Below are 25,167 nucleotides of genomic sequence, written 5' to 3' on the forward strand. Positions count from 1 at the left end.
TTTTCCCATCGGTAACACTCCATATTCCATGGTTATTTGTAATAATACATTATATTATATACTTTACTTTATCCCTATAATAAGCATTATACAATTTTTTTAACAAAATTAACACAATTTTATCTAACCCGTCAAGATTTATTATCCTTCTATTATATATAAATATTTTGTTCAATTTCTTTTTTATATTTGAATACAAATTTTAAAAATATTTTTCAAATAGAAAATAATGTATATATGGTTAATGGTTATGGATATAAGAACACATTTAGAGGCATAGTAAGGTGCATAATGGTTATAATATGGTAGGGGTAATTCATGAATTACCCTTACATGAATTACCCGTACATAAAATATTCCTACATGTTTGGAAATAAGGAAAAACATTGATGATATTTAAACTGATTGAATGGATTTTTGGTTCCAGTAAAGAGCGAGCTGTACGGAAATTGCTACCTCTTCTGGATGCTGTTCGTGAAGAAGAACCACGCATTGTTAAAATGTCCAATGCGGAATTGCGTTCGCAAACGGCGATATTAAAAGAAAAACTGTCGCAGGGGACAACTTTAGATGATATACTTCCGCATGCATTTGCCGTAGTTCGTGAAACGGCAAAACGCGTAGTCGGGCTACGACCCTTTGATGTTCAGATAATCGGTGGTATTGTTCTTCATCAAGGGGGTATTGCAGAAATGGTAACCGGCGAAGGAAAAACATTGGTAGCAACCATGCCGGTGTATTTGAATGCCCTGACGGGAGAAGGTGTCCATGTGGTCACGGTGAATGATTACTTAGCACGGCGTGATGCGGAATGGATGGGACCTATCTATCAGTTTTTAGGTTTAAGTGTTGGACTTATACAGCATGATATGGATTTATACGAACGGCAGGTGGGATACCGTGCGGATATTACTTACGGGACAAATAACGAATTTGGGTTTGATTATCTCCGCGATAATATGGCGGTGCGTAAAGACATGCAGGTTCAACGCGGGTTAAATTATGCTATTGTTGATGAAGTGGACTCTATATTAATTGATGAGGCACGCACTCCCCTTATCATTTCAGGTCGTCCTGAACGGAGTTCGGATATTTATGTGAAAGTAGATGAGGTTGTTCGACGACTTCGTAAGGGAGAGCATTACGAAGTGGATGAGAAACAACGCTATGTGCTTATAACGGACGATGGTATGGAACAGGCGGAACGACTTTTAGGTGTGGATGATTTATTTACAGATACTAACATTGGAATTGTCCATATTCTTGAGCAATCGATACGAGCCCATAATTTATATCATCGGGATAAAGATTATATTGTTCGAGATGGAGAGGTGCTTATTGTAGATGAGTTCACCGGTCGTGCATTAGAAGGGCGACGCTACTCGGACGGACTTCATCAAGCCATCGAAGCCAAAGAACGCGTGCCCATACGCTTTGAGTCACAGACCATTGCTACGATTACTTATCAGAACTATTTCCGAATGTATAAAAAATTAGCAGGTATGACAGGAACCGCTATAACAGAGGCTCTGGAATTTAGCAAAATCTATGGACTTGAGGTAACTCAAATTCCTACCAACTTACCTTTAATCCGCGAAGATTTGAATGACCTTATCTTTGCCACAGAAGATGGAAAGTTTCGCTATGTAGTAAAAGAAATTAAAAAAATACATGAAACAGGTCGCCCCATTTTGGTAGGAACGGTCAGTATCGAAAAATCCGAAAAGTTAGCCCAATTATTAGAAGGTATCGGTATTGATGATTATCAGGTATTAAATGCAAAACACCATGAACGCGAAGCCGTAATTATTGCCAATGCAGGGAAAAAATCAGCCATTACCATCGCTACAAATATGGCAGGTCGTGGAACCGATATTAAATTGGCGGAAGGGGTTCGTGAATTAGGTGGATTGTATATTATCGGCACGGAACGACATGAAGCACGGCGAATTGATAATCAACTACGAGGTCGTGCCGGCAGACAGGGAGACCCTGGAACTACTCGATTTTATGTAAGTCTTGAAGATGAAGTAGCACGGCTTTTTGGTGGAGACCGTGTTAAAAGATTGCTGGACATGTTTGGTAGTAATAGTGAAATGGACGAGCAACCTTTAAGCCAGCGTATGGTCTCACGCTCGATTGAACGGGCACAAAGGCAGGTCGAAGAATATAACTACGAAATTCGAAAGCATCTGCTTGAATACGATGAGGTTATGGATAAGCAGAGGAAATATATCTATTCCATGAGGCAGGAAGTGCTGGAAGATAAAGATGTGACGGAACGCCTGCAAGAAATGATTACGAATATTATTTCCGATGTCATTGACCAGTTTGCTCCGGAAGACCAACTGCCAGAAGAGTGGGACCTGGAAGGTTTACAAAAACAATTAAAAAAGATATTCAATACAGATTTTAATTTAAGCGGTGAAAAGGAAGAAGAGCCTATCTCGCTGCGTGAGAGCCTTTTTAAACAGGTGTTAAGGGAATATGAACGGCGTCATACCTTGCTTGAAGTGGAACTACAGAAACAATATGAACAACAAACGAGAGAAGGACAAACTCTCCCACCGGTAAACTTTAAAAAGATAGCCCGAAAACGCATTCATGATTTAGAACTTATGGTATTGTTGCGAGCCGTGGATGAAAAATGGATTGAACATTTATATGAAATGGATTATCTCAGAGAATCGGTGCGTCTTCGTGCTTATGGACAGAGAGACCCCTTACTGGAATACAAGCAGGAAGCTTTTGAATTATTCCAGAATTTAATACAGTCCATCGAGTTAAATGTTATTCAATCGCTATTCCGTATTACAGACCCGGAATATCGCAAAAAGAGAAGTATCCCTTCTCGTGCTACGGGGGCGACTATGGAAGATGACCCCTTTGCTCATTTGCAACGGTATAGTTACATTGCGGCAGATAAAGAAGCCGACCGTAGTTTTTCCGCTTTCGATACAAGAAAGTTTGCTCTGGGAGGGCAATCCGTTCCAGGGGGTGGAACCACAGAAGAAGCAGAAGAAGAAAAACCGAAACGGGTACCTGTTCGTGTCGGACCGAAAGTAGGACCGAATGACCCTTGTCCTTGTGGCAGTGGAAAGAAATATAAAAAATGCTGTGGAAAACAACTCGTATAATCGCTCTGGTCTCTATCGTTCTTTTTTGGATCGCTATGATGACCCTATTATTCATTCGGGAAGGATATTTTACAAAATCTACATGGAGTTTTCCTGAAACACGATGGGAACAATATAAAGATTGGCGGGTCGGTGTATATACAAACGATGATAAAAAAGTAGGATATGTGCAGATTACAACAAACCCGGAACCGATGAGCCCCTATGGACCTGCATTTAAAATGACTATTACATTCCGATTGGATACTGTGATTTTCTCCTTTCCTGTAAATTTATCTATTCGTGGTTTTGCATGGTTTAGTCAGCGGAAGGGTTTGGAAAATTTTCAGTTAGCACTTCGTTCCGATGAGAGCGACATCAAAATATCGGGTGAATATGATGGATATCAATTAAAGGGAGAGATAATAACCGGTAAAGAAACAGTTCCTTATTCCCTACCTGTCGGCAGGAATTTTTTACTTACTGCAGGACCGGCTTTACCCTTAATGGATACCCCTGTTTTAGAACCTGGCCAGAGTATTACTGTAGATGTTTTCGACCCCCTTTCCCGTTCCGTGCAGAAATCTATCATAACTTCCCAGAGCAAAGAAACTTTACAGATAGCAGGAGAAAATATTGATACTTACCGTATGACAGTAACTTTGAGTGGGCTTACATCAACGGTATGGGTTACCCCCGACCAGGAAGTAGTTCAAGTAACAACACCTTTCGGTTTGAAACTTAAGAAAATAAGTCTCGCAGAAACAACAGCACACATTCCGGACAGCGAAAAAGGGGATATAATCAGTGCAACAGCCATAAAACCTAAAGGGGTAAAGCCTTTCCGCGGAGCCAGGCAAATGTGGGTGAAAATTGAGGGATTAACAAATATCAACCAACCCCCCGTATCCACATATCAGGTAAGAACAGCTCAGGGATATTTTATCAATCCACCTGCAGAACCCAAATCGCTTCCCCTGACAGAAAAAATCATGCGGACAATCCCAGACAATACGCTTACAGGAGACGCATTAATTCAGTCGGAACATCCCAAAATTCAACAAATGGCAAAAGAGATTGTGGGGACAGAACAGGACCTCTGGAAAAAGAGCCAGAAAATTTATGATTGGGTTTTTAAAAATATAGAAAAGAAAATATCTCCAAATATTCCGTCTGCTTTGACGGTTCTTGAAACGCGTCAGGGCGATTGTAATGAACATGCAGTTCTTTTCACGGCACTTGCCCGTGCCGTTGGAATACCCACACGGATATGTATTGGATTGGTATGGAGTGATGAATTACAAGCCTTCGGTTATCATGCATGGGTAGAAGTATTTGTCGGAGATTGGACACCGATAGACCCAACTTTAGGGCAAGCTATCGCAGATGCTACACATATTGCCCTGATTTATGGGAATATTGAACAATGGTTCCGCCTCAGTTCTTATGTGAACCAAATACAACTCGAAATTATAAATGTAGAGTAATAATTTTTCCTTTTATAGATACTCTGCAATTTGAACAGCGTTATATGCAGCACCTTTAAGGAGATTATCCGCAACAATCCACATATCCAATGCACTGGGATGGGAAATGTCTTCACGAATTCTGCCTACAAAGGTTTCCCACCGTCCTACGGCTACCGTAGCCAAAGGATATACTTGTTTCGCGGGGTCGTCCATTAATACTACACCCGGAGCATTGGCAAGTAATTCGCGTGCTTTCTCTACAGTTACCTTCTTTTCTGTTTGTATATTTACAGATTCGCTATGACTATTAATCACCGGAACGCGGACTGTGGTAGCTGTTACCTTGATATTGGGGTCACCCATAATTTTCTTGGTCTCGTTGACCATCTTCATTTCTTCGTTCGTGTATCCATTCGCCTCAAAGGCATCTTTCTGCGGAATTTGGGGAATACAATTAAATAGAATTTGATGAGGGAAAACCTTTACTTCTAAAGGCTTTCCTTCTACATACGCCTGTATCTGATTTATTAATTCTTGAACCGCATTCTGTCCCGCCCCTGAAACCGCTTGATAAGTGGAAACTACAACCCGTTGTATTCGGGCGAAATCATGAATAGGTTTTAAAGCAACTACCATTTGTATGGTAGAGCAATTCGGATTTGCGATAATCCCTTTATGATTTTTGATTTCATGAGCATTAACTTCCGGGACCACTAATGGAACTTTCGGGTCCATGCGCCAGGCACTTGAATTATCAACAACAACACAGCCATCTTTTGCTGCAATGGGTGCAAATTTCTTGCTTGTGCTTCCACCTGCGCTAAAAAGGGCTATTTCAATCCCTTTGAATGAATTTTCATCAAGAACTTCAACAGGAATTTCTTCTCCCTTATAGGCTAACTTTTTGCCTCGAGAACGCTCCGAAGCAAGGAATTTTATTGCCTTAACAGGAAAATTCCTATTTTCCAATGTTTCTATCATTTTCCTACCGACCAAACCGGTAGCACCCACAACAGCAACTACTTTGGGATTCATATACACGACTCCTGTCTTATAAGTTATTTCGGTGGTTGTTTATATAATAGAAAAAGTTACTTTTTTACAAATGCTATCCAAGGTATGAATCTAACGCAGAGGCAAGAACTGCTTTCTGGGTTAGACCAACGAACCTTTTAACTTCAGTTCCATCTTTTATTATTACAAGCGTAGGAATACTCGAAACGCCAAACTGTTCTGCTAATTCAAATTCTTCATCTACATTTACTTTTCCAATCTTTGCCTTACCTGCGTAATCTTTTGCTAACTCTTCAATTATCGGTGTCATCATCCTACACGGTCCACACCACTCCGCCCAAAAATCTACAAGGCTTACACCCTTCGATGTTTCTGAAGAAAAATTATCTTTGGTAAATGTCATCGCCATATTAAACTCCTTAAAATATATTTTTCAAATGATAAAAATCATAATTCCGTAATAATTAAAACTACATCATTATATAATTTGTTCCCTTAACTTTTCAAACTTTATTTTTTCTGCCAATGATTGAATATAAAATCTTTTAATAAATATTGCAATTATTTTCTAATTCTTTGAATTTCAAAAAGGAGTTTGTAAAGAAACACTTTTATCGTGTCTTTCTTTGCAATTCATCTTTCATATTGTGCGTATTGTAGTTTATGTAGTCTATTCTTAATCTTATAAAGAAATCCCCCATACTTTCTTGTATGGGGGATTTAAGAAACTATCTATCATTCAATATTATTGATTGGGAAGTTGGACTGTGTTGTTGTCTTCTTGCTCTGGAGGTTTAATTTCCAATAATTCTACTTCAAACTGAAGTAAGGCATTCGGTGGAATTCGCTGATTGCCATCTTTACCATAAGCAAGGTTGGGAGGAATGAAAATTTGCCACTTGGAACCTACAGGCATAAGTTGTAAGGCTTCAGTCCAACCTTTTATAACACGATTTAACGGGAAGGTTACTGGTTCCCCACGGTCATAGGAACTATCAAAAGTTGTTCCATCTAATAAAGTGCCTTTGTAATGAACTGTTACGCTGTCGGTTTCTTTTGGTTTAGGTCCATTCCCTTCCTTCAGTATTTTATATTGTAAACCGCTGGGTAATGCGACCACACCTTCTTTTGTTTTGTTCTCTTCAAGGAATTTCTTTGCTTCTGCTTCATTTTTTACCGCGTCTTCTTCCCGCTTTTTCATCTGGGCTTCCATAAGGTTTTGCTGGAAGGTGCGAATACAGTTCTGCATTTCTTCATCTGTCATAGCCAGTTCTTTGTTGTCCAGAACATCATTGATGGCTTTATTTAATACCTCTAAATTAGGTTTAGTATTTAACATCTGAAAAGTCTTCGCTACATTCACACCTAAGGTATAGCAAAGTTTATCCACATCATTTTCAAATTTTGGCTTTTCTGTATCCTGTCCTCTTACTGGATTTATAAAAAGCAAAAGAGCGGATACTAACAAACAAGATGTAATGAGAATAGATTTACCCTTTAAAACTGACATTTTTTTCTCCTTTGAAATTGAAATTTTAAGGTTTCGATGGGGAGTCTCAAACTTTCTGAAAACAGCCCAATTTAGATAGAGCATACTCCTATTGCATATATAAAATCAAATTGTCGGTCTTTACAAAATAATCTGAAGAATGAATTGGTAACCTATATTTGTAAAGATATTAATCATATAAAATATTTGGCAATCTACTTTTATAGCGATTTTTTATTTTTATTGTTCATTGTGTAATAATAAAAAATAATGGAAAAGTAAGGATAAATATCTCTTAAAGGGGAATGTTATGAAAGTATCTCTTACATTAAGGTTGTTAATCTTAGGTGCGATTTTTACAATACTTCCTGCGGTAATTATTTTCTTGAATGTTTATGTACAGAATAATAAGGTATTGGATTCGGTACTGAGTGAAACAGAGAAACTTTCTAATTCGGATTTAAAGCATATTACAGAAGGAGTGTATAGTCTTTGTGAGACTCAGCAAGAAGTATTAGAGAATTTTGTAGGTAAAAGTCTGGATGTTGCTCATAAGTTGGTAGAGGTATCGGGTGGTATATCTGTAAATACGGATTCCCTTTTAACATGGGAAGGGACAAATCAGTTTACGAAAGAAAAACAAAGTGTAACACTACCACGAATGAAGATAGGGGACAAACCCATAGAGCCCAATAAGGACCCCAAAATTCCTTCTCCTATTGTAGATGAAGTAAAAAATTTACAGAATGTAACCTGTACTATCTTTCAACGAATGAATGATAATGGAGACATGTTGAGGGTATGCACTAATGTATTGACAAAAGAAGGACAACGGGCAATAGGGACTTATATTCCAGTAAAAGAACCTGATGGTAACCCCAATGAAGTAGTTAATACGGTATTAAAAGGAGAACGATATAAAGGACGTGCCTTTGTTGTTGACCGCTGGTATATAACTGCTTATGACCCCATATATGATTCCGCAGGAAAAGTTATTGGAATGCTCTATACGGGTATTCCACAAGAAAGTGCAACTGCCTTGCGTAAAGCGATTATGGATATTGTAATAGGGAAAACAGGCTATGTCTTTGTTCTTAATGGGAAAGGAGCTAATAAAGGATATTGTGTAATCTCCTATAAAGGAACAAGAGATGGACAAAACGAATGGGAAACCAAGAATGCAGATGGAGAATATTTCATCCAGAACATCATAAATAAAGCCTTGAAACTAAAAGGAAAAGAAACGGCAATTCATTATTATACATGGAAAAGAGCCGATGACCCTGTGTCCCGAAAAAAAATTGCCATGATTATGTATTATGAACCCTGGGATTGGGTTATTGGTACCAGTGCTTATGTGGATGAACTTCAGGAAGTAGAAGCCAAAATTCGGGGAACATTTCGCAATCAGATTGTTCTAATAATTATACTTACCGCGATAATTCTTGTAGTTGCCTTAATAGTCTGGTTCTTTATGGCAAAACGATTGACTTCTCACATGACAGATTTGTCAAACCTGTTGAACGAATCCGCAAATCAGGTAGATGCCGCCGCAGAGCACTTAGCCAGCAGTAGTCAGGATATGGCTTCTCAGGTGAGCAATCAAGCCTCTTCCTTAGAAGAAACTTCTGCTTCCTTAGAAGAAATTTCTTCTCATGTGCAGGAGAGTGCCTCAAATTCAGAAGAAGCTAAAAACAAAATATTAGAAATCCAAAATGCTACAGAACAAAGTTCGATAGCAGTAACAGAACTTAATCAGGCTATGGGGGCTATTAAAAAATCGTCTGATGAAACAGCAAAGATAATAAAAACCATAGAGGAAGTGGCTTTCCAGACCAATCTATTAGCTCTCAATGCGGTCGTAGAAGCGGCTCGTGCCGGTGAAGCAGGAAGAGGTTTCGCCGTGGTTGCAGAAGAGGTGCGTAATTTAGCACAGCGTAGTGCCCTTGCGGCGAAAGAAACGGCAGAATTATTGAAACAATCCCAGATAAATGTTACCAAAGGCGCAGAGGTATCTGAAAAAGTTTTCTCTGCTATACAAACCATTACCGAATCGGTCCAGAAGACAGTTACTCTTATTACCGAAATATCGACAGCAAGTGTTGAGCAGGCGCAAGGTATTGAGCAGATTAATCTGGCTCTATCTTCTATCAATCAAGTGTCTCAAAATATTTCCGCAACTTCTGAAGAAACTGCTTCCACAGCGGAAGAACTCTCGGCTCAGGCAATTCAATTAAAGAACGCCGTTAATTCCCTTTATGCTATTATCCGTGGGGATAAGTAATTGGTTTTAACAGACGAAAAAACACGAAGAACAAAGATTTCCCGAAGAAAAATAATATTCAAGATAGCCTTATTGTGCTTTATTCGATGATAAGAATTCCTGGTAAGATGAGAGGATTTGTTCTTCATTCATAGGGGCAATAATCATACGGACAGTAGTTTCAATTTTCTGCCCTGTTTCTAATGTTTTGCCGAACAATGAGAAATACATGGAATAGTGTGTGTTTCCTGCTTCGGGAGTTAATATAGCAAAGCAATTATCTTTGCGTGCCATTTGAACTACAGCGAGATTTGTCTCTTTATTTATACGGTAAATAATTGGTTCTTTATAGAAGGGGCGGATTGTCCAATCCACAGGGTTTGGCGGAATAGTCCAGCGTCCATCCTGGATAATTTGAATGGCTTGTTCATCTCTTGGGAAAGCCTGCCATACTCCTGCGTCCCCCGGTGTAGGAAGGAACTTATCTCCTTCCTCTGTTTGTGCATATACATAAGATTCGGGAAATTTATCCGTCAGGTAGGAAGAGAGAAAAATTTCAAAGTCAGGCAGGGATTGTTTCGCTTCGACGGAGATATGAAGGTCTAATGTTTGTGGATTCACCCATTGATATATGGTAGACAGGACGAAAGGATGTGCTTCATCTGCTTCCCACAATACCTTCATTGTTTTTCCATCTAACAATTCGGTTTTGCTTTGCACACTACGCATGCTTTCTCCGAACCGCTGGTTTGTTGCGAACACACGATAAAAATTCAGCAAGCCCGGTAGTGCGGGCGGATTGTTAGAAATCTCAAGTTCTGGCGAAATGGAGAAAAACGGCACGAAACCAATAGATTTACCTTCAAAACGAAAAGTTCCTTTTAGTGAGCCTGTATCTACAAGGTATTCACCCGTAAATTTTTCTGAAGCAACAAAATAGGGTTTTTCTTCGGTCTGTTTGGGCGAGGATAGTTTTTCTTTTCGAGCAGGGTCAAAAAGTTCTTTCATTTTATAGTGGACATAAGGCTGTTTTGCGGCGTCTTCTGTTCCTTTGGCATGAGCGACCCACAATTCAAGGTCTGTGGGGCAGTAAAGGACGCTGTGAAGATTGGTATTTACCATGGCCACTGCTTTGAGTATCTCTAATGCAATATTCTGGTCAATTTTGCCGTAATTTTCTTTTATTCGTGTTGCCATACCTTTATATCGATGGTCATAGGAATTCGAGCCGTAAGGCATATTCGGTGCATTTGCACAGGTTTGTAACGAGCGAATGGTTGGGTCCATGGCTTCATCAGCACGCATAACTGCGTTCTCAATAGGAATTGCATATTCCACTGTTTCACGAGGGTCATTATCCGTGAATATAGCCACATGATGAGCACAGGTCTCATACGCCAGAGCACGGTTTTCATCCCCATCGGCAATAACATAGTTATAACCTACAGTATGCCGTGCTTTCTGGATAACCCCGGTTACCTGGTCTAAGGTAGAGCATTCTTCTAAAATTCGGCGTAGAAGAAGTTCCAGCGGAATACCATCTATGCGTCGGTCTTTATTGGTGGCTCCAATCTGGGCAATAGATACCTTGCGATTGTTCATACCCGAGAGCACACCAATAGCACAAGCATAACCAACAGAAACAAAAGAATTCAGTCCCTGTGGTTCATAACAGAAAGTTACGGCGGTCTCCTGAATGCCCGCTTCCATAATCCAATCAAGATTTCTGCCGTGATACATTTTTCCATCTACTGTGGCTTTTCCCCATACCGCAAACGAACTACAACCCCGTTCTGTAATAACAGAAACTACATGGATGCGACGCAAATCTTGAAGGCTTACATCGGCACCATCGGCAATCCCTTCCAGTTCACGAGAATACCGTAACGGGATATGCGGTGAACATAATCTCCATGTAACATCCAGTATTAATTTGGCGGCAAACTTTGGCAATCCAACTTCCTTTTTAGCCAGTTCCAGTAATTCATCAAATCGAGCCAAACTGCGGTGAATAACATCCTTTAAAAGCACACCGCGTTGAAAGCCCATTTCATACGGAGTGCCTTTTAAATGGATAACTTTTGTCCCATCAATTTCTTCTAAAAATGCCTTTTGCATATCTACTGCTTCATGAGGACCTCGTGTAGGATAGAGCCAGAAATAGAAGCCTGCACATAAAACCACCCCGACAAAAAGGATGGGAAGGATAAAACGGATTTTCTTTTTCATGGGATTTCTCCTGTAAATTAAAAATATTTTTATCTTAAATGTTTTAAATTAGTAACAGAATGGAATTATCTATTATAACAGTATTATTTGACTTTCCATCTCAAAAAAAGTTTTCATCCGTTTCTTTTTCCTTGGGTAAAACGGCTATACATCCTCAATGATTGAAATGGGGATTGATAGATTGTTGGCAATATCAGGAATATCTTTTCTGTATGTAAACAGGATTATCTGTTGCTCTTCCCCTAATGCTTTTAAGGTTTCTAAAGATTGTATCCATTGAGGGTAATCGTAAGATACAAAAGGATTGTCTAACAGTAACGGGAGTTGTTCTTTGAGAAAATGGGGAATTTTCATAAGAGCGACACGCATGGCGAAATATAATTGTTCCAGAAGAAATGGATTTGATGAAAGTTCTTCAAGAGGTATTGCTTTTCCTGTTTGAGCAGGAATAACTTTCAGGGTTAGGTCTGGGTCTACAAGAACTCCTGTGTATTTGCCCTTTGTTAGATGGGTGAGTAAACGGCTCATCTCATTTTGTAATGGCTGTGCAATTTTATGATACCGATATGTAGAGAGTTGCTGTAATACAGATATTGCTAATAACACACTTTCTTGCTCGTATTGCAGGGTTTTCCATTGAGTTTCATAATAATATTTCTCTTCAGCAATTTCATTTAATGGTCGTGAGTTTTTCATCCATTCTTCTAACTCTGATTGAAGGACCTGTATATCCTGTTGAATTTGTTCGGCTTCTTGCTCTTTCTGGTTCATGAGCGATTGTAATTGTTCTTCATCTTCGGCGGGAACAGAAGGAACAAAATCCTGTGTTTGCTTTTCCAGGTCTTCAATGGTTTCATCATTCAGCAATTGTTGAAGTTGGAGTTTCGTTTGTTCCATTTGCGAAAAGATAACATGGGCTTCTTCGGCACGGGTGTATTTGTTTTTCCACTCGGAGATGCTGCTTACTCCTGCCAGTTCTAATATCTCCTTAATTTGCTTCTGATTTTGAGAGATTTCCTCCTCTACCTTTTGCAATTGTTGATTCATGTCCAATCGTTTTTTGCGAAGTTCCGACACTTTTGTTTTTAGTCCGCCATATATTTCTTCGGCGTGATAGTAGGAACGGAATGTATCCTGTGATAAGGCTTCTTCGGATTGGAGTAATCCGGATTGAATGAGTTTATGTCCTATTCGATTAAATATTTCCTCTTGAATTTGATGGTGGATTTTCTTTATGTATTCTTCTTTTTTTGTTATGGTATATGTTAATTGCTGGTATTGTTCTTGTAAGTCCCAGAGTCTACGATGATACATTCGCACTTTTTCCTGCAATTCAAATACTTTCCGCCGATTTTGCTCCATTTTATCCGTATTTTCCAGAGGCAGGCCTACTTGTTCAAAAAGATTTTGCACCTCTTGAAAAAGGTCATTAGTTCGAGACTGATTAATCGTAAAAAGTTCCTCAGTTTTATGAATGCGCTGAATCAAATCTGCTTCTTTTTTTAGCCACACACAGTATTCGTCATAAAGCCCCTGCAATTCTCGGGTGTGCTGTAAATGAGCTTTATTCAGTAATGCCGTTATAGGGTGTTTGTCAATATATTCAAAGGTAACAATTTTCTGAATTTCTTCTTTCAATTTCTGCTGGAAAATATCTATATTTTTGAGGGTTCGTTTGCTATTTATGTAGGAACTCATAAAATATAAAAAGCCTATTCCAACGGCACCCGCAAACCATAAAGATTCTGTTTTATGCATTTTTATAAACATATAGAGCAAAGCAATATCCAGCAAAAGACAAAATAACCCAAATAGCAAGTTTGTGGGTTGTTGGGAAAGTGTTTCTTGTTTAATTACCTCTGTTTCCTGTAATTGTCTTTCTAATTCCTGTTGTTCCTCTTCCGGCTTATCTTTATATTTCAAATACTCATCTACCAATCCAGCGAAGTCGGTTATACCGGCGAATAACTCACGAAACGGCTGTATTTGTTCCTGAACGCGGGCATATTCTTCTTTGAGTTCATTAAGTTGAAATTCACTTTTTTGTGTTTCATTTAACGAACTTTTATACATGTCAATGGCAAAATCGGTTTTCTGATAGAACATATCATCTTTTTGTATTACCCAGGGAAGTTCGGAAACAATCTTTTCTACTTCTTGAATATGTTCAGTTATCTTTTCTCGTTGATGGTATAATTCCTTTAAGACTTCTTCATTACTGTTTATGTGCTTTAAATATTCCTCATATTTATCTTGATAATCCTTAATGTAATCAATCGGGATAAAGGAAGAATGGTGAATTTCGAGTTCGAGATTATTTATTTCCTCAGAAATACTCTCAATTTCATTTTGTAGTTTTTGCTTCTGCATCTCTGCATGATTGATAGCCATTTCTGATTGAATAACATATATATTCTGGTCCAATGGAAAATTTTTATAGCTAGAATAAGCGAAAGACCGTGCCGTCAGTTCATCTAATTTATCGCGGAGGGCTTTTGCATCGTTTTTCCTTCTCCAAAGGGCATATTGACGGGCATATTGCAATTTTTCTTGCAGTTCCTTATATTCCCGTTGAACCGTGTTTAGTTGTTCTTTATATTCTTTCAAGGACGCCCTCTTCTGCGGGATTTTTTCAAGATTACCCTTTGCTTGCTCATATTCTTCGGATAACTTTTTCAATTGCTCCGATATAAAATTTCGTGGGCGTTTATAAGTGCGTTCTGTCCCGATAGATTGCAGGTATTCCTGAAAAGTCGTGATTATGTTGTTTATGGATTGTTCCGTTGTTCCTGTATCTATTAAACAAAGAAGATGCTCTCTTATTCTGTTACTGTGGGTAAAAGAATTCAGGTCATCTATTGTCTTTTTTGAAATCGAAGCAAGTCCTGTAAATATTTCGCGGGATAAATCTAGATGATTTTTTATAAAAGCAGGTTCCCCATTCGGATATACAGGAAAGGTATCTGTTATATCATTTACATCCAGTCCTTCATAAATTTTTAAGAATGCTTCCGGTGCAAATACTCGATGAAGATGTATCACTTTCCCTGTGTCGAAACGGTAGATAATATTTCCACGATAATCCGATGTATGCCAGGGTGTATATTTATAATAATTTTCGGAAAAGGAGGCGTTTTTCTTTCTGGAAGTTTTTTGTCCAAAAAGCATATCCAGCAAGAATTGAAACAAGGTGTTTTTCCCATTTTCATCTCTAACAAAAACTATCTGAAACCCCTTCCCAAATTCAAGGGATACCTTTTGTAGTTTCCCGAAACCGTAGATGTGTCCTTTTATAAATTCCATTCTGGTGGGACCTCACATGTTTCGACAGTGGGGATTGTTAGTTTCACTCCTCCAGCAATTCTTGCCGTGAGATGGCGGGCTCGCTTTGCCATACCGCTAACGGTAGGGCTCGGTGCATACTTCTGCTCTTCTGTTATTTGCTTGAAAAATTCAGATAATACGGTAATTTCACGGAAGTCCTCTATACTTTCAAAGCCTTCTATCTCTCCATCACAACTCCAAGTGAAAGAGAGATTTTCTTCTTGGATAGAATTCACCACCTCTGGAATCTTGTTCAAAATAGAGGGAAAAATTGTTCCAGAGAAACGGATATGAGCAACACAAGGTTTCTGTACCTTGGCTAACTCGTTCCGCAATTGTGTATAAAGCTCTTCTTTGTTTGTAATTGAGGATATATCTATATTTATAACGGAATAAAAATTTTTCTGTAAGGATATATGTTCTATCTGCGAAACTTCCCACCGATTATTATTGGATTGGAAACGAATACCCAGCACTCCAAACGGAGGGGTGTCGTCTATACTTAGGGGGTCGGGAAGACCACAACAACACGCTGTTAATTGGGAGGTATTGTAAAGTTGTTTAAAACTATGTCCCTTTCCTATTCCAACATACGAAATAACATCGGGGACTTTTTCAAACCATGCTGATAATTCGTTCTTGTCATCGAACATGGGCCAATCATAAGATAAAAGGATATGATTTCTGCCATCATAGCCCGAAGGACAATTAAGTTCGGTAAAATTTCTTGTTTTTATATCGTTTTTTGTCAGTGTATAAACCACAAACGGGGTTTTGTCTTCTTCCCACATATTTCTTATGTCGGAATTCATTATAGTCACATTTTCAGGAAAAGTGTTCAATACATACGGGGAATGTTTTGTGATAGGGTCGGAGTTGCCAGGAATAATAATGACAGGAACAGGTTTAATGGCATCACATCGTTCGCATAGATATTGAAGGGTTTGTTCGGTTGTGTATTCTGCATCCAATAAATTCCCGGTTATAAATAAGGCATCCGCTTTATATTCAAATACTTTATTAATAATCGCATCGAATAATTCTCTTTGTCTTTTTCTTCGTTCTTGACCGTATTGCAGATTTGAGCAAGAAAAAAAAGGCTTATCGAAATATAAATTTGCAGTATGTAAGATGAACATGTTGCTTTTAACCTGTAACAGTTTGACTAAGAGTATATTATATCAATTTGCGGTTCCTGCTTTGCCATAGCATCTGTAAAGCCTCGATACCGCCAATATCGCAAAATGCGGCGATACATCCTTTGAAGCAATTTTGAATCCTCTGGAAGTTTTAAACACAAACGGTGGTAATAAGGAATAAGTAGGGCATTAATAATTCGTGTGGGATAGGGGAAATAAAGTTTGTAATTAACAACTATCTGGTAATCATTGGGAAATAATCGTAAATAACAGCCCATGGAATACCCCCGACGATAATGATACCTACACATATCTATATAGGAATTCCCTTTCCAGAGCCAGCATAGGGCTTGATTATCAATATGAAGTTTGCACCCAGCTCGCGATAAGCGTCTCACTAATTCCACTTCCGCAAATTCCACGAAGTAAAAGGACTTGTTAAATGCTCCGCCTCGAAGAATAAGGTCTTTGGGGATACTCATGTTATAGATAGAAAAATGGAGAGGAGTTACCTGGATAACTTGCTCCGTTGAAGGGGGTTCATCTTCCGGTAGTAACCATGGGGTCAGGCTCTTAGATGGAAGTCGTGGATGGGGAAGCAAAGCACCCCCTATACAGGCGTTTCCTTCGTATGCGTATTGGAGTTGGACATGTCTTTGCACCCAATTATTACTGGGCAATACCTCCGGTTGGCTGCATAATATCCATTTCCCTCTTGCCTCGCGGAAACCTACATCCCATGCCTTTATCACAGAATCGTTGCCATGCGGAATGTAACGGGCAATTAAAGGAGACCCTTTCGATAGAGAAGAAAATATATTTCGGGTTTCCTCCGTTGGGTTCATATCCACAATAATCCATTCGAATTGTGCTAAAGGATAGTCCTGATGTTCCAGATGAAAGAACCATGGGGATAAACATCCGGATAGATTGTTCCCGACTAACAACACGCTTGCCTGGATTTCATTCGTTGACATTCCGAAACTTTCTTCCCTTTTTTGTTATTATAAAATATTAACATGATAATATACAGAAAAGGGAATTCTTATTTCTATATAAAAAAGTTTTTTCTGAAATGAGGCTCATTATATATGTCGCAAATGGTAAATAAGGTTTCGGAGTTTCGTCGGTTTCCTTTTTGGGGAACATTACTCGGGGGCATTTTTCTGTTATTTATGATACGCATTTATTGGGACCCTACACTGGCGTCTAATCTGAGTAAAAACGAGAAAAAAGATGTATGGACAAATCAACAATATGCTGTTTGGGGTCCGATATGGAAATATGGCTTTGACCGTATCGCAAAAGGAGAAATTCCACATTGGAATCCTTATCAACTTTGTGGACAGCCCTATCTTGTTGATACTCGAACCTCTCTATTCGAACCTCTACATCTACTATTTTGGCGAATGGATTTTGCCCCTGCCTATCAATGGTATATTTTCCTTTCTCTGTCCCTTATAGGTATTGGTTTCTTAATATGGGGTCGGATTTTAGAAATTCCTTATCCTGCTTTAATTCCCGGATTGGTATCTATGCTGTTTTCAGGACCTGTAATCTGTGCACAAATGGCACTGCCGTTGTTAAGTGGTTCTGTATGGCTTATTTTTCTGTTAAGTGGGATGGTGTATTTCCTCGAAAATTATACGCCGCGTAGTTTCCTTGTTCTTTTATTTATATGGACTGCATTGGTGCTATCCGGAAGTGTGGAATGTATATTCACAGGCATTGTTATGCTTATCCTGTTCCCGTTTATCTTTCGCAGGTTCTTACCTCTTTCGATAGAAAGAAAATCCCTATTTGTAATTTTCAAAATTATAGGGATTCTGCTACTGGGAATAATGATAAGTGCCTTTACATGGTTTCCCTTCATATCGTGGCAAATATATACACGGGGAAATTGGACTCAATTTATGAGTTTTCCTCTATCGGCTCATTTCCCCGAGACGATATATATGTCGCTTTTCCAGATGGCTCTTCCTATATGGTCATGGGACCTTCCTGAATTACCCGTTTTATATCCCGGATTAATATGTCTTACATTTATTATCCCTGCCTTTTTTGACCGTGAATTTCGTTCTATCGTAGTATTTCACGGGCTAATATTGTTGTCCTTCTTTCTACTATTCTTTGTGAACCTTGACCTTGCACGAATACTTCAACAGGGTATGCTTGTCCTCGTTGCTGTTTCTTTCTCAACATTATCAGGAATAGGCTTTTATCGGCTGCTTCTGAAAGGTCGGGATTTGAGTTCCCCTTATGTTTGGGTATCCGGTATCCTTGTTTTTTTATTGCTAATAGCCCTGATTATAATCGGCAATCCATGGATAAAAGGGGTATCCATTTTACTGCTTATACTACTTATCCCAGCCACAGTTATACGCATACCTAAAGTAAATTCTGTCCTTTGCATTTTAATTGCCCTGTTAGGTTTTATAGAACTGTATTATTTACTTCGCCCTTTCCTGCCAGAAAGTTATATCCCCGTTATTGAAAAAAAAGATATTTATTCCGAGTCCATTCGACAATTGCGCTATCAGACAGGCACGGGAAGAAGTGTTATTATTTCCGAACCAAACTCAATACTCTGGTCAGAAAATCTTGGAATGTATTATCACTGGCAACTGGTTAATGGGACAGAACTGCCAATGGATAAATACACACAATTGTGGATGGAATTGCTTTCCAATCATAAGAAAGAAAAAACAGAACTACTCAACAATCCTTTGATAACTATCAGCGGGGTTCAATGGGCATTTGCCAGTAATACGCAAAAAAAGGGAGATAAGGAAAAGGAATTAAAGAATTGGCGTAAAATGGAGCAAATTCCCTTTGTTGATATTTACGAAAATACCCAACCTATGCCAAGATGTTTCTGGATATCCCATTACAAAATAGTATCCTCTAAGGAAGAGGTTTTTAATGTTTTAAAGAGCGGAGAATATTCATCATTTGCGGAATGTATAATAGAGGCGGAAGAACCAATTTCATACAGTAAAAAAATTCCTGATACAGTTCCAATAACATTGGAAGAGAACACAGCTACTCCCCCAGATATGGTAACTGCCAGTATTCAAGAGGAAAATCCCGAATACATTTCTATACAGATAAGAGCACCTAAAGAAGGCTTTTTAGTTCTGTTGGACACATACAGCCCGGGTTGGAAAGCATTTATAGATGGGGAACTTACTCCAATCTACAGAACAAACGGTATATTTCGAGGTATTCCCATACCTGGGGGAGTACATCAAGTTGTATTCAAATATACAAGTCCTGGCTGGAATACAGGAAGAATAATTACATTAGTGGCGATACTTTTAACCTTAGCATTGTTACTCATCGAAAAATTTTTGAGCAAAAGACAAACTACATAATTATAGCTCCTTCATATCCATAAGAATACCGTTAGTAAGTAGCACAGAAATTTTTGTCTATATTTCTTTCTGCTTTTTCCTTCCTGTATCTGAAGCTTCCCCGCTTCGGATATTTTAAATGGTTAAGTCTTTTTTGTCTATATTTCTTTCTGCGGCCATAAATTCTGTAGAAGCGAAAAATCTTTCGTCTCCCGGTATTCTTTAAAGAGATAATAGGGAAAAGGGCTGCAAGTAGTTTATTAGCATGGGATTAGGTCGGGTGTAGGGCAAAAAGTGTGCTTTATTTATAGAGGATATTTTTATAAAAGGGTGTGGATATGATGCAAAATATTTTTTCAGGTTATCGCTGGTTGGATTGGTTCCGCCTATTTCTTTCTTCTCGTGGGAAACCGCGAACGAAAACAAGGCCTGTTTTGCGTCGTTCTCTGGTTTTTAATACGCCGAACCAGTATTTACAAAGTTTTGCCCCGCTTCCGGATAATGTTCCTTTTCAGATGTTAGAGGTGTATCGCTATCTGCGGGATAGTATTCCGGATTTGTCTGATGCGGTATGGACATGGAAACGGTTATGCAATACGGGTTTTAGGTTGGTATGGTCGGATAACGTATCGGAATTGTTAAAACGGGAGGCACAGGAAGTTATTGAGAAGTTGAATCGTCGTATGAATCATGGGGAAGGGGGGCTCACTCATCTACTGGATATTGTATACACATCTCTGTTTACTTATGGTGCTTCTGCTATGGAAATTGTGTTTTCTCCGCGAGGGAGCCAGATTTATGATGTGGTTCCGGTAGATGTATGGACGATTCGTTTTCGCTGGGAGGATGGGGATTGGCAGGCGTATCAGGTGTATGCGGAAGAGACAATTCGGCTCCCTCGCGAACGGTTTGTGTATATCGCTTTAGACCGTGATGGAAGCAATCCCTACGGGCGTTCTTTATTTCGCTCTCTACCTTTTGTTGTTCGGATACAACAGAGATTGATGGAGGATATGTCCCGTGCTATGCATAATGCGGGTTGGGCTCGTTTGCATGTACAATATAAACCTGAACCGCGAGGAACAGATGAAACGGAGGAAGAGTACCAGAACCGTTTGGATTCGAATTTGGAACAGGTGCGAAATCAAATGAGTAATTTGGGGGTAGACCAGAATGTGGTTACCTTTGACAATATTGGTATATCCGTTGTTCAAGGGGCACAGCGTTTTTCGGCGTATTATGAAACTCAGCGTGCTATTGAGGAACAAATCATTACAGGTGCTCACATGATGCCTATTTTGTTGGGTCGAAATTATGGGACAACGGAAACTTATGGAACGGTGCAGTATGAAATCATGAATCGGCAGGTGGATACGATTAATCAATCTTTAGCCCGCATTTTGGAACGGATATATCAACTCGAATTAGCGATGCATGGAATACAGGCGGAATTTACCGTGCAACCGCATTCTAATAGCACAGCGGATACCTTGAAGAAATCGTTAATAGAAACGCGGCGAATTAATGCACTTCTCCAACTGTTGCAATCCGGGATTATTTCTAAAGAGGAGACGCGTAAAGCGGTAGAGCAGATTTTATATTAGAAATAAGGCAATAACTTTTATTTAACGAACAGAGGAGGCTTTTTTATGGGTATGCTTGAAAAACTTTGTTTTGGTGAGCGTTGGGGTGAAGTGGTAAACAACAATTCTGCTTTTTCTCCTGCTGGGCAGGAAGGAGAAACAGATTTGACGGAAATTAATCGGTATACTTTGCGACCTTTGACGGCGGATGAGTATGTGGTCTTCACTCTGGATTTGTGTCATAACCAGATTGACCGACATTTCAGTTGTTTCCCGGAGGATGAACTGGAAGTGATACACAAGAAGGTGCCGGGGCGACCTTTGATGGAGCGACATGACTTGCAGGGCTCTCTTCCGCGTGGCACTTTCTTCCATTCTACTCTTTATCGACAAGGAGATATTCTTTCGGTTCGTCCTAAAGTGTATGTTTTAAGATTGGAGGAAAACCGTAACTTTATCGCAAATATTGAAGGGGGTATTTATCGGGAAACTTCCATAGGGTTCTCTTTTTCGTTTCCTGAATGTTCTATCTGTAATCGCGATATACGGCGTTGCATACATGTTCCGGGTGAAAAATATGAAGGGTCGCTGTGTTACTACCGAATGCGGGGTGTGCAGGATGTATTGGAAGGGTCTGTAGTGGCATGTGGTTCGCAAGGCACTTCGTTTGTATCCGAAGTCCGAACACATATATTGAACACATTCGGCGAAAAAGGCTGGTTCATGTTAAGACGGGGCTATTCTGAGGGTATAGATAAAAGCAAAGCGTGGTGTATGGAATAAATTGTCATAAATAAAAATCAAATGAAATGGAAGGAGGTGTTTCTATGCTTAGAACATCTACAATACCGAAAAGGCGAAGCAAGTATGATGCAATAAATAACTTATGTGAGGATGTAAGTGAATTGCGGGAGCGTATCTCTCGATTGGAGCAATCGTTGTTTCGTGGGTTATGGCTTTTAATAGCCAATCTGCTTGGGGTTGTCTTTTCTCTTATACAACAGGGGATATTTCTAAACCATTAACGAAAGGAGGTGATTTTATGTTTTGCAGGATGATAGAACATCAAGGGGAAATCCCCGTAGATATTCCGCTTCATTCCGAAGGTCGCTTTGTGCTTCATGTCCATAAGGATAAGCAAGGGGCTCATCTTGACCTGCGAATTGAACAAAAGGGGTATCTTCTTGGCTGGCGAATTGATGATACGGAATTACGGAGTGAACTCTGGGGAACGGAAAAACTGCCGCATAACCTTTCATGGCTGGATGTTGAAAAATTAGATGGGGTAAAGCACATAGGTGATTATCGCTGGTTTAGTCAAGGTGATGGAAATGGCTACTTAAATCTGCGGATGCAAGATAACCAGCAATATACTTATCGGGTAGAACGTTGGGGAGGTTTTTCTATCCGTTTTCAACGGACATTGTGGCAAAATATGCGAAAATGGCAAATTTCACCTTCGCAGGTTCTTTCTCTGATAGAAGATGGTATTACAGCCCGTGAATATGCCATTCGCAGGATATGTGGTTTGGGCAAGTTTCTTGAAGGTGATAACTTTGATGCGTCCCAGTGGGAAAAGGTTATGTCAAGGTGTTCGTTAGAAGAAATTTATACAAACTTAAGGAAATGGGAAAACCGTCTGGAACGGCAAAACCCACCCCAGAGATTTTCACAGCCAGAAAAGGTAGATGAGACCTGGGCAGAGAAAACAAGCTCACAAACAAACCACAACTTGCTAAATCTGGTTCGTGGTCAGGAAAAACAGAAACAATAAAAAAAGGAAAGGAGGCAAATTATGGCATTTGGAGATATTGGCGGAACCTATACCGAATTAATTATTACATGTAGCACACCGGAAACAGGACCTGTGAGTATCCGTCGTGGGGATGCATTGAAACTCATTGGGGGATATGTGGTAACGAATGCCTTTACCGGTGAGGATATTATTTTTGGGCAGGCAATGAATGATTGCGATACGAACGATACGGCTATTCCTGTAAAGGTGCGTGGTATATGCATTTTCGAGTATGTAGGAGTTCCACCAACAGTGAATGGATTGCAGGGGATTGCAGGTTCAACAACACCGGGTAAAGTAAAATCTCCTGCCTCTGGAAATGGCTTGGGTCGGGTAGTGAAAACAGAACCGTCTGTAAATCAGGTTCATGTATTGCTTTAACAGGAAAGGAGGTTTTTATGATGGTATCCAAACAAACAAAATTGGCAGAACAGATGCAGTTTTTATCCCAACCCAAAGAGAAATTATTGTCCATGCGTGGGAAAGAGTTGTATGAGACATTAAACTCTTTAGGACTGACACACACTCAATTTTTCCGTGCGGTAGGGACAGATATTGAGGAGTATTGTGCCCGTGAATTTGGGATTGATTTATACCAGATTACTGTGGAGCGTTTTTTCCAGACAGACCCCAATGCGAAATGGCTCTTTCCGGATTTGGTTCGTGAATCGGTTGTTTCTGGGATGACAGGGAAGCCTGTATATTCGCAATTGATAATTCGTGATGAACGCATTGACAGTGCTGTTTACGATGTGCCTTATGTTAAGGAGTCGGAAGAAGAGGAAGAGTTGCGGGGTGTCGGCGAAGGTGCTGTTATCCCGGAATCGGAAATACGGTATGGCAATCGAATTATCAAATTACAGAAGTTAGGGCGAGGTATCCTGGCTTCGTATGAGGTTATCCGCCGTATGTCGGTGGATATGTTGCGTGTCCATCTTCGGCGTATAGGCGAATGTTTAGGCAGAAATCTGGATAAACGGCTTGCGTATGTGCTTACTTATGGTGATGTGTCCGGTGAAACAGCACCGGAGGTGCTAAATACGCAAACCGCCGGCACATGGAAGTATAACGACCTTGTTCGGGCTTTCCTTCATCTGACTACAAAAAACTTTTTCCTCCCGACACATCTTATTGCGAATTCCGATACGATGGAAAAGATATTGTCATTACCGGAAATTACGGACTCCGCATTGTTTGATTTTGCGAAGTCGGGTAATTTGCCGACACCATTGGGAGTGAAGTTAGTGCCAATGCCTGACTATCCGGAAGACCGCTTTGTCTTGTTGGATGCTCGCTATGCTGTCCAGAAATTAACAGAGCAGGATGTGCTCGTAGAAAGTGACCGTCTGATTCATCAACAATGGGACCGTAGTTATCTTACGGTAGTAACGGACTTTGCCATTATTTATCAAAAGGCGCGTGTGGTCATGCGTTGTGACTGGAGTTAACCATATATTGAAAAGATAACCATGGGGGCTTATAGATTTTTATGATTTATAAGCCCCTTGAAGAAAGGAATTTTATGAAAGGCAGGAATAATGTGCAACTTGCTGTTGAATGGGACGGGCAATGGGTGGTTACTCACTTCAATTTGAAAGAGTTTGAGAATGAAAATGGCTGGGTAATGATACATCGTTCGGTCATTATTTCCCTGACAAAAATTCGCGAGGAATTAGGCAAGTTGTTTGGTGAAGAGGTGGAAATTGTGATAACCGATTCAACACGCACACCCCAGCAACTGGAACATTTAGGAGAAAAATTGGGCTGGATTGATGAAGGGGGTGTTGTTGCTCGCAATTCAAAACATCTGGAAAGGTTTGGTGGTATTGCTGTGGATTTTTATGCGAGGTTTAAGCAAAGTAAAAAACGGATAGCATCGTCTTCAATCGAAATGATATGTAAAAAGCATTTTGATTATGTTAAGGCAGATTATGCAGACGGGCATATACATGCGGATAACCGAAATCACATAATTTATGAACTCAAAAATAAGGAGGATTAAAATGATTACAAGTATCCCTATGTTAGACCAATTTCTTTTTTACTCGATGGTTGTTGTCTTTGGAAGTGTCTGGACAATTATGCGGGCTTATGAGATTTATCAGCAATTAAAAAATTCCCGTTATCGTCTGGCGATAACAATCATTGAAAGTGCTGTGCAGAAGACTTACGATACCTATACGCGGGAGATAAAGAAAGCCCGCGAAGATGGGAAATTAACACCGGAGGAACGGAAAAAAGCGTTTAATCTGGCTATGCAAACGGCGATAGAAATGGCACGAGGGCAAAATATGGAATTGAATAGTATTATAAGGAAGGAGTTGCTTCCTTATTTTATTCATAGGGCGTTACAAAAATTGAAGTTGCAAAAAAGCGGGGGATAGAACAGGATT

Annotated in this window: 19 protein-coding genes; 12 read left to right on the forward strand and 7 right to left on the reverse strand. The window is 39.6% G+C overall.

The features are described 5' to 3' along the window. Positions 1–389: 389 nt before the first annotated feature. Both secA and PLA12_00585 read left to right on the forward strand, forming a co-directional pair. On the forward strand, positions 390–3,137 hold the full coding sequence (gene secA, locus PLA12_00580) for a preprotein translocase subunit SecA (GenBank protein ID HOQ30984.1): 2,748 nt from the start codon (positions 390–392) through the stop codon (positions 3,135–3,137). Beyond that, positions 3,113–4,603 carry a transglutaminase-like domain-containing protein gene (locus PLA12_00585; GenBank protein HOQ30985.1) on the forward strand — a complete coding sequence of 497 codons (1,491 nt, stop codon included), beginning with the start codon at positions 3,113–3,115 and terminating at the stop codon, positions 4,601–4,603. The genes secA and PLA12_00585 overlap by 25 nt, the downstream gene beginning before the upstream one ends. A 12-nt stretch (positions 4,604–4,615) precedes the next feature. Here PLA12_00585 and PLA12_00590 read toward each other — a convergent pair whose 3' ends face one another. The 3 genes from PLA12_00590 to PLA12_00600 all read right to left on the reverse strand — a co-directional run bounded on the left by PLA12_00590 (position 4,616) and on the right by PLA12_00600 (position 7,109). Continuing rightward, positions 4,616–5,620 carry an aspartate-semialdehyde dehydrogenase gene (locus PLA12_00590; protein HOQ30986.1) on the reverse strand — a complete coding sequence of 335 codons (1,005 nt, stop codon included), beginning with the start codon at positions 5,618–5,620 and terminating at the stop codon, positions 4,616–4,618. Between the two features lie 73 nt (positions 5,621–5,693). Further along, complete coding sequence (gene trxA / locus PLA12_00595) at positions 5,694–6,008, reverse strand: thioredoxin (GenBank protein ID HOQ30987.1); 315 nt, start codon at positions 6,006–6,008, stop codon at positions 5,694–5,696. A gap of 336 nt (positions 6,009–6,344) precedes the next feature. After that, positions 6,345–7,109 carry an FKBP-type peptidyl-prolyl cis-trans isomerase gene (locus PLA12_00600; GenBank protein HOQ30988.1) on the reverse strand — a complete coding sequence of 255 codons (765 nt, stop codon included), beginning with the start codon at positions 7,107–7,109 and terminating at the stop codon, positions 6,345–6,347. A gap of 289 nt (positions 7,110–7,398) precedes the next feature. Between PLA12_00600 and PLA12_00605 the strand changes: the two genes are divergently transcribed. Beyond that, a complete protein-coding gene (locus PLA12_00605; GenBank protein ID HOQ30989.1) occupies positions 7,399–9,372 on the forward strand; it encodes a methyl-accepting chemotaxis protein in 1,974 nt (657 codons plus the stop codon). Positions 9,373–9,441: 69 nt separating this feature from the next. Here the strand turns inward: PLA12_00605 and PLA12_00610 are convergent, their stop codons facing one another. The 4 genes from PLA12_00610 to PLA12_00625 all read right to left on the reverse strand — a co-directional run bounded on the left by PLA12_00610 (position 9,442) and on the right by PLA12_00625 (position 17,020). Then, entirely contained in the window at positions 9,442–11,580 is a 2,139-nt protein-coding gene (locus PLA12_00610) for a C45 family autoproteolytic acyltransferase/hydrolase (protein ID HOQ30990.1), read from the reverse strand. Between the two features lie 144 nt (positions 11,581–11,724). Continuing rightward, complete coding sequence (locus PLA12_00615) at positions 11,725–14,883, reverse strand: AAA family ATPase (protein ID HOQ30991.1); 3,159 nt, start codon at positions 14,881–14,883, stop codon at positions 11,725–11,727. Further along, positions 14,871–16,043 carry a metallophosphoesterase gene (locus PLA12_00620; protein ID HOQ30992.1) on the reverse strand — a complete coding sequence of 391 codons (1,173 nt, stop codon included), beginning with the start codon at positions 16,041–16,043 and terminating at the stop codon, positions 14,871–14,873. The genes PLA12_00615 and PLA12_00620 overlap by 13 nt, the downstream gene beginning before the upstream one ends. Positions 16,044–16,069: 26 nt before the next feature. Then, positions 16,070–17,020: a glycosyltransferase gene (locus PLA12_00625; protein ID HOQ30993.1), complete on the reverse strand. Its 951-nt coding sequence runs from the start codon at positions 17,018–17,020 to the stop codon at positions 16,070–16,072. 114 nt (positions 17,021–17,134) lie between these two features. Here PLA12_00625 and PLA12_00630 point away from each other — a divergent pair, with 114 nt between their 5' ends. From PLA12_00630 to PLA12_00670, 9 genes are all read left to right on the forward strand, one after another. Beyond that, positions 17,135–19,417, forward strand: a complete 2,283-nt coding sequence (locus PLA12_00630) for a YfhO family protein (GenBank protein HOQ30994.1) — start codon at positions 17,135–17,137, stop codon at positions 19,415–19,417. Positions 19,418–19,734: 317 nt separating this feature from the next. After that, entirely contained in the window at positions 19,735–21,000 is a 1,266-nt protein-coding gene (locus PLA12_00635) for a hypothetical protein (GenBank protein ID HOQ30995.1), read from the forward strand. Between the two features lie 45 nt (positions 21,001–21,045). Continuing rightward, a complete protein-coding gene (locus PLA12_00640) occupies positions 21,046–21,762 on the forward strand; it encodes a hypothetical protein (protein HOQ30996.1) in 717 nt (238 codons plus the stop codon). 44 nt (positions 21,763–21,806) lie between these two features. Beyond that, complete coding sequence (locus tag PLA12_00645) at positions 21,807–22,004, forward strand: hypothetical protein (protein HOQ30997.1); 198 nt, start codon at positions 21,807–21,809, stop codon at positions 22,002–22,004. A gap of 17 nt (positions 22,005–22,021) precedes the next feature. Beyond that, complete coding sequence (locus PLA12_00650; GenBank protein ID HOQ30998.1) at positions 22,022–22,753, forward strand: hypothetical protein; 732 nt, start codon at positions 22,022–22,024, stop codon at positions 22,751–22,753. Positions 22,754–22,774: 21 nt separating this feature from the next. Next, a complete protein-coding gene (locus PLA12_00655) occupies positions 22,775–23,155 on the forward strand; it encodes a hypothetical protein (protein ID HOQ30999.1) in 381 nt (126 codons plus the stop codon). A 17-nt stretch (positions 23,156–23,172) separates the two neighbouring features. Continuing rightward, complete coding sequence (locus PLA12_00660; protein HOQ31000.1) at positions 23,173–24,222, forward strand: hypothetical protein; 1,050 nt, start codon at positions 23,173–23,175, stop codon at positions 24,220–24,222. 74 nt (positions 24,223–24,296) lie between these two features. After that, positions 24,297–24,776 (forward strand): hypothetical protein, encoded by a 480-nt coding sequence (locus PLA12_00665; GenBank protein HOQ31001.1) that lies wholly within the window; start codon positions 24,297–24,299, stop codon positions 24,774–24,776. A gap of 1 nt (position 24,777) precedes the next feature. Then, positions 24,778–25,158: a hypothetical protein gene (locus PLA12_00670; GenBank protein ID HOQ31002.1), complete on the forward strand. Its 381-nt coding sequence runs from the start codon at positions 24,778–24,780 to the stop codon at positions 25,156–25,158. Positions 25,159–25,167 lie beyond the last annotated feature (9 nt).

The sequence above is a fragment of the Candidatus Hydrogenedens sp. genome (assembly GCA_035378955.1).
Taxonomy (GTDB): domain Bacteria; phylum Hydrogenedentota; class Hydrogenedentia; order Hydrogenedentales; family Hydrogenedentaceae; genus Hydrogenedens.

What these genes read in the sequence shown, in the direction of transcription:
- secA (HOQ30984.1), top strand. Translation starts at nt 390, where the DNA reads ATGATATTTAAACTGATTGAATGGATTTTTGGTTCCAGTAAAGAGCGA.
- PLA12_00585 (HOQ30985.1), top strand. Translation starts at nt 3,113, where the DNA reads ATGCTGTGGAAAACAACTCGTATAATCGCTCTGGTCTCTATCGTTCTT.
- PLA12_00590 (HOQ30986.1), bottom strand. Translation starts at nt 5,620, where the DNA reads ATGAATCCCAAAGTAGTTGCTGTTGTGGGTGCTACCGGTTTGGTCGGT.
- trxA (HOQ30987.1), bottom strand. Translation starts at nt 6,008, where the DNA reads ATGGCGATGACATTTACCAAAGATAATTTTTCTTCAGAAACATCGAAG.
- PLA12_00600 (HOQ30988.1), bottom strand. Translation starts at nt 7,109, where the DNA reads ATGTCAGTTTTAAAGGGTAAATCTATTCTCATTACATCTTGTTTGTTA.
- PLA12_00605 (HOQ30989.1), top strand. Translation starts at nt 7,399, where the DNA reads ATGAAAGTATCTCTTACATTAAGGTTGTTAATCTTAGGTGCGATTTTT.
- PLA12_00610 (HOQ30990.1), bottom strand. Translation starts at nt 11,580, where the DNA reads ATGAAAAAGAAAATCCGTTTTATCCTTCCCATCCTTTTTGTCGGGGTG.
- PLA12_00615 (HOQ30991.1), bottom strand. Translation starts at nt 14,883, where the DNA reads ATGGAATTTATAAAAGGACACATCTACGGTTTCGGGAAACTACAAAAG.
- PLA12_00620 (HOQ30992.1), bottom strand. Translation starts at nt 16,043, where the DNA reads ATGTTCATCTTACATACTGCAAATTTATATTTCGATAAGCCTTTTTTT.
- PLA12_00625 (HOQ30993.1), bottom strand. Translation starts at nt 17,020, where the DNA reads ATGTCAACGAATGAAATCCAGGCAAGCGTGTTGTTAGTCGGGAACAAT.
- PLA12_00630 (HOQ30994.1), top strand. Translation starts at nt 17,135, where the DNA reads ATGTCGCAAATGGTAAATAAGGTTTCGGAGTTTCGTCGGTTTCCTTTT.
- PLA12_00635 (HOQ30995.1), top strand. Translation starts at nt 19,735, where the DNA reads ATGATGCAAAATATTTTTTCAGGTTATCGCTGGTTGGATTGGTTCCGC.
- PLA12_00640 (HOQ30996.1), top strand. Translation starts at nt 21,046, where the DNA reads ATGGGTATGCTTGAAAAACTTTGTTTTGGTGAGCGTTGGGGTGAAGTG.
- PLA12_00645 (HOQ30997.1), top strand. Translation starts at nt 21,807, where the DNA reads ATGCTTAGAACATCTACAATACCGAAAAGGCGAAGCAAGTATGATGCA.
- PLA12_00650 (HOQ30998.1), top strand. Translation starts at nt 22,022, where the DNA reads ATGTTTTGCAGGATGATAGAACATCAAGGGGAAATCCCCGTAGATATT.
- PLA12_00655 (HOQ30999.1), top strand. Translation starts at nt 22,775, where the DNA reads ATGGCATTTGGAGATATTGGCGGAACCTATACCGAATTAATTATTACA.
- PLA12_00660 (HOQ31000.1), top strand. Translation starts at nt 23,173, where the DNA reads ATGATGGTATCCAAACAAACAAAATTGGCAGAACAGATGCAGTTTTTA.
- PLA12_00665 (HOQ31001.1), top strand. Translation starts at nt 24,297, where the DNA reads ATGAAAGGCAGGAATAATGTGCAACTTGCTGTTGAATGGGACGGGCAA.
- PLA12_00670 (HOQ31002.1), top strand. Translation starts at nt 24,778, where the DNA reads ATGATTACAAGTATCCCTATGTTAGACCAATTTCTTTTTTACTCGATG.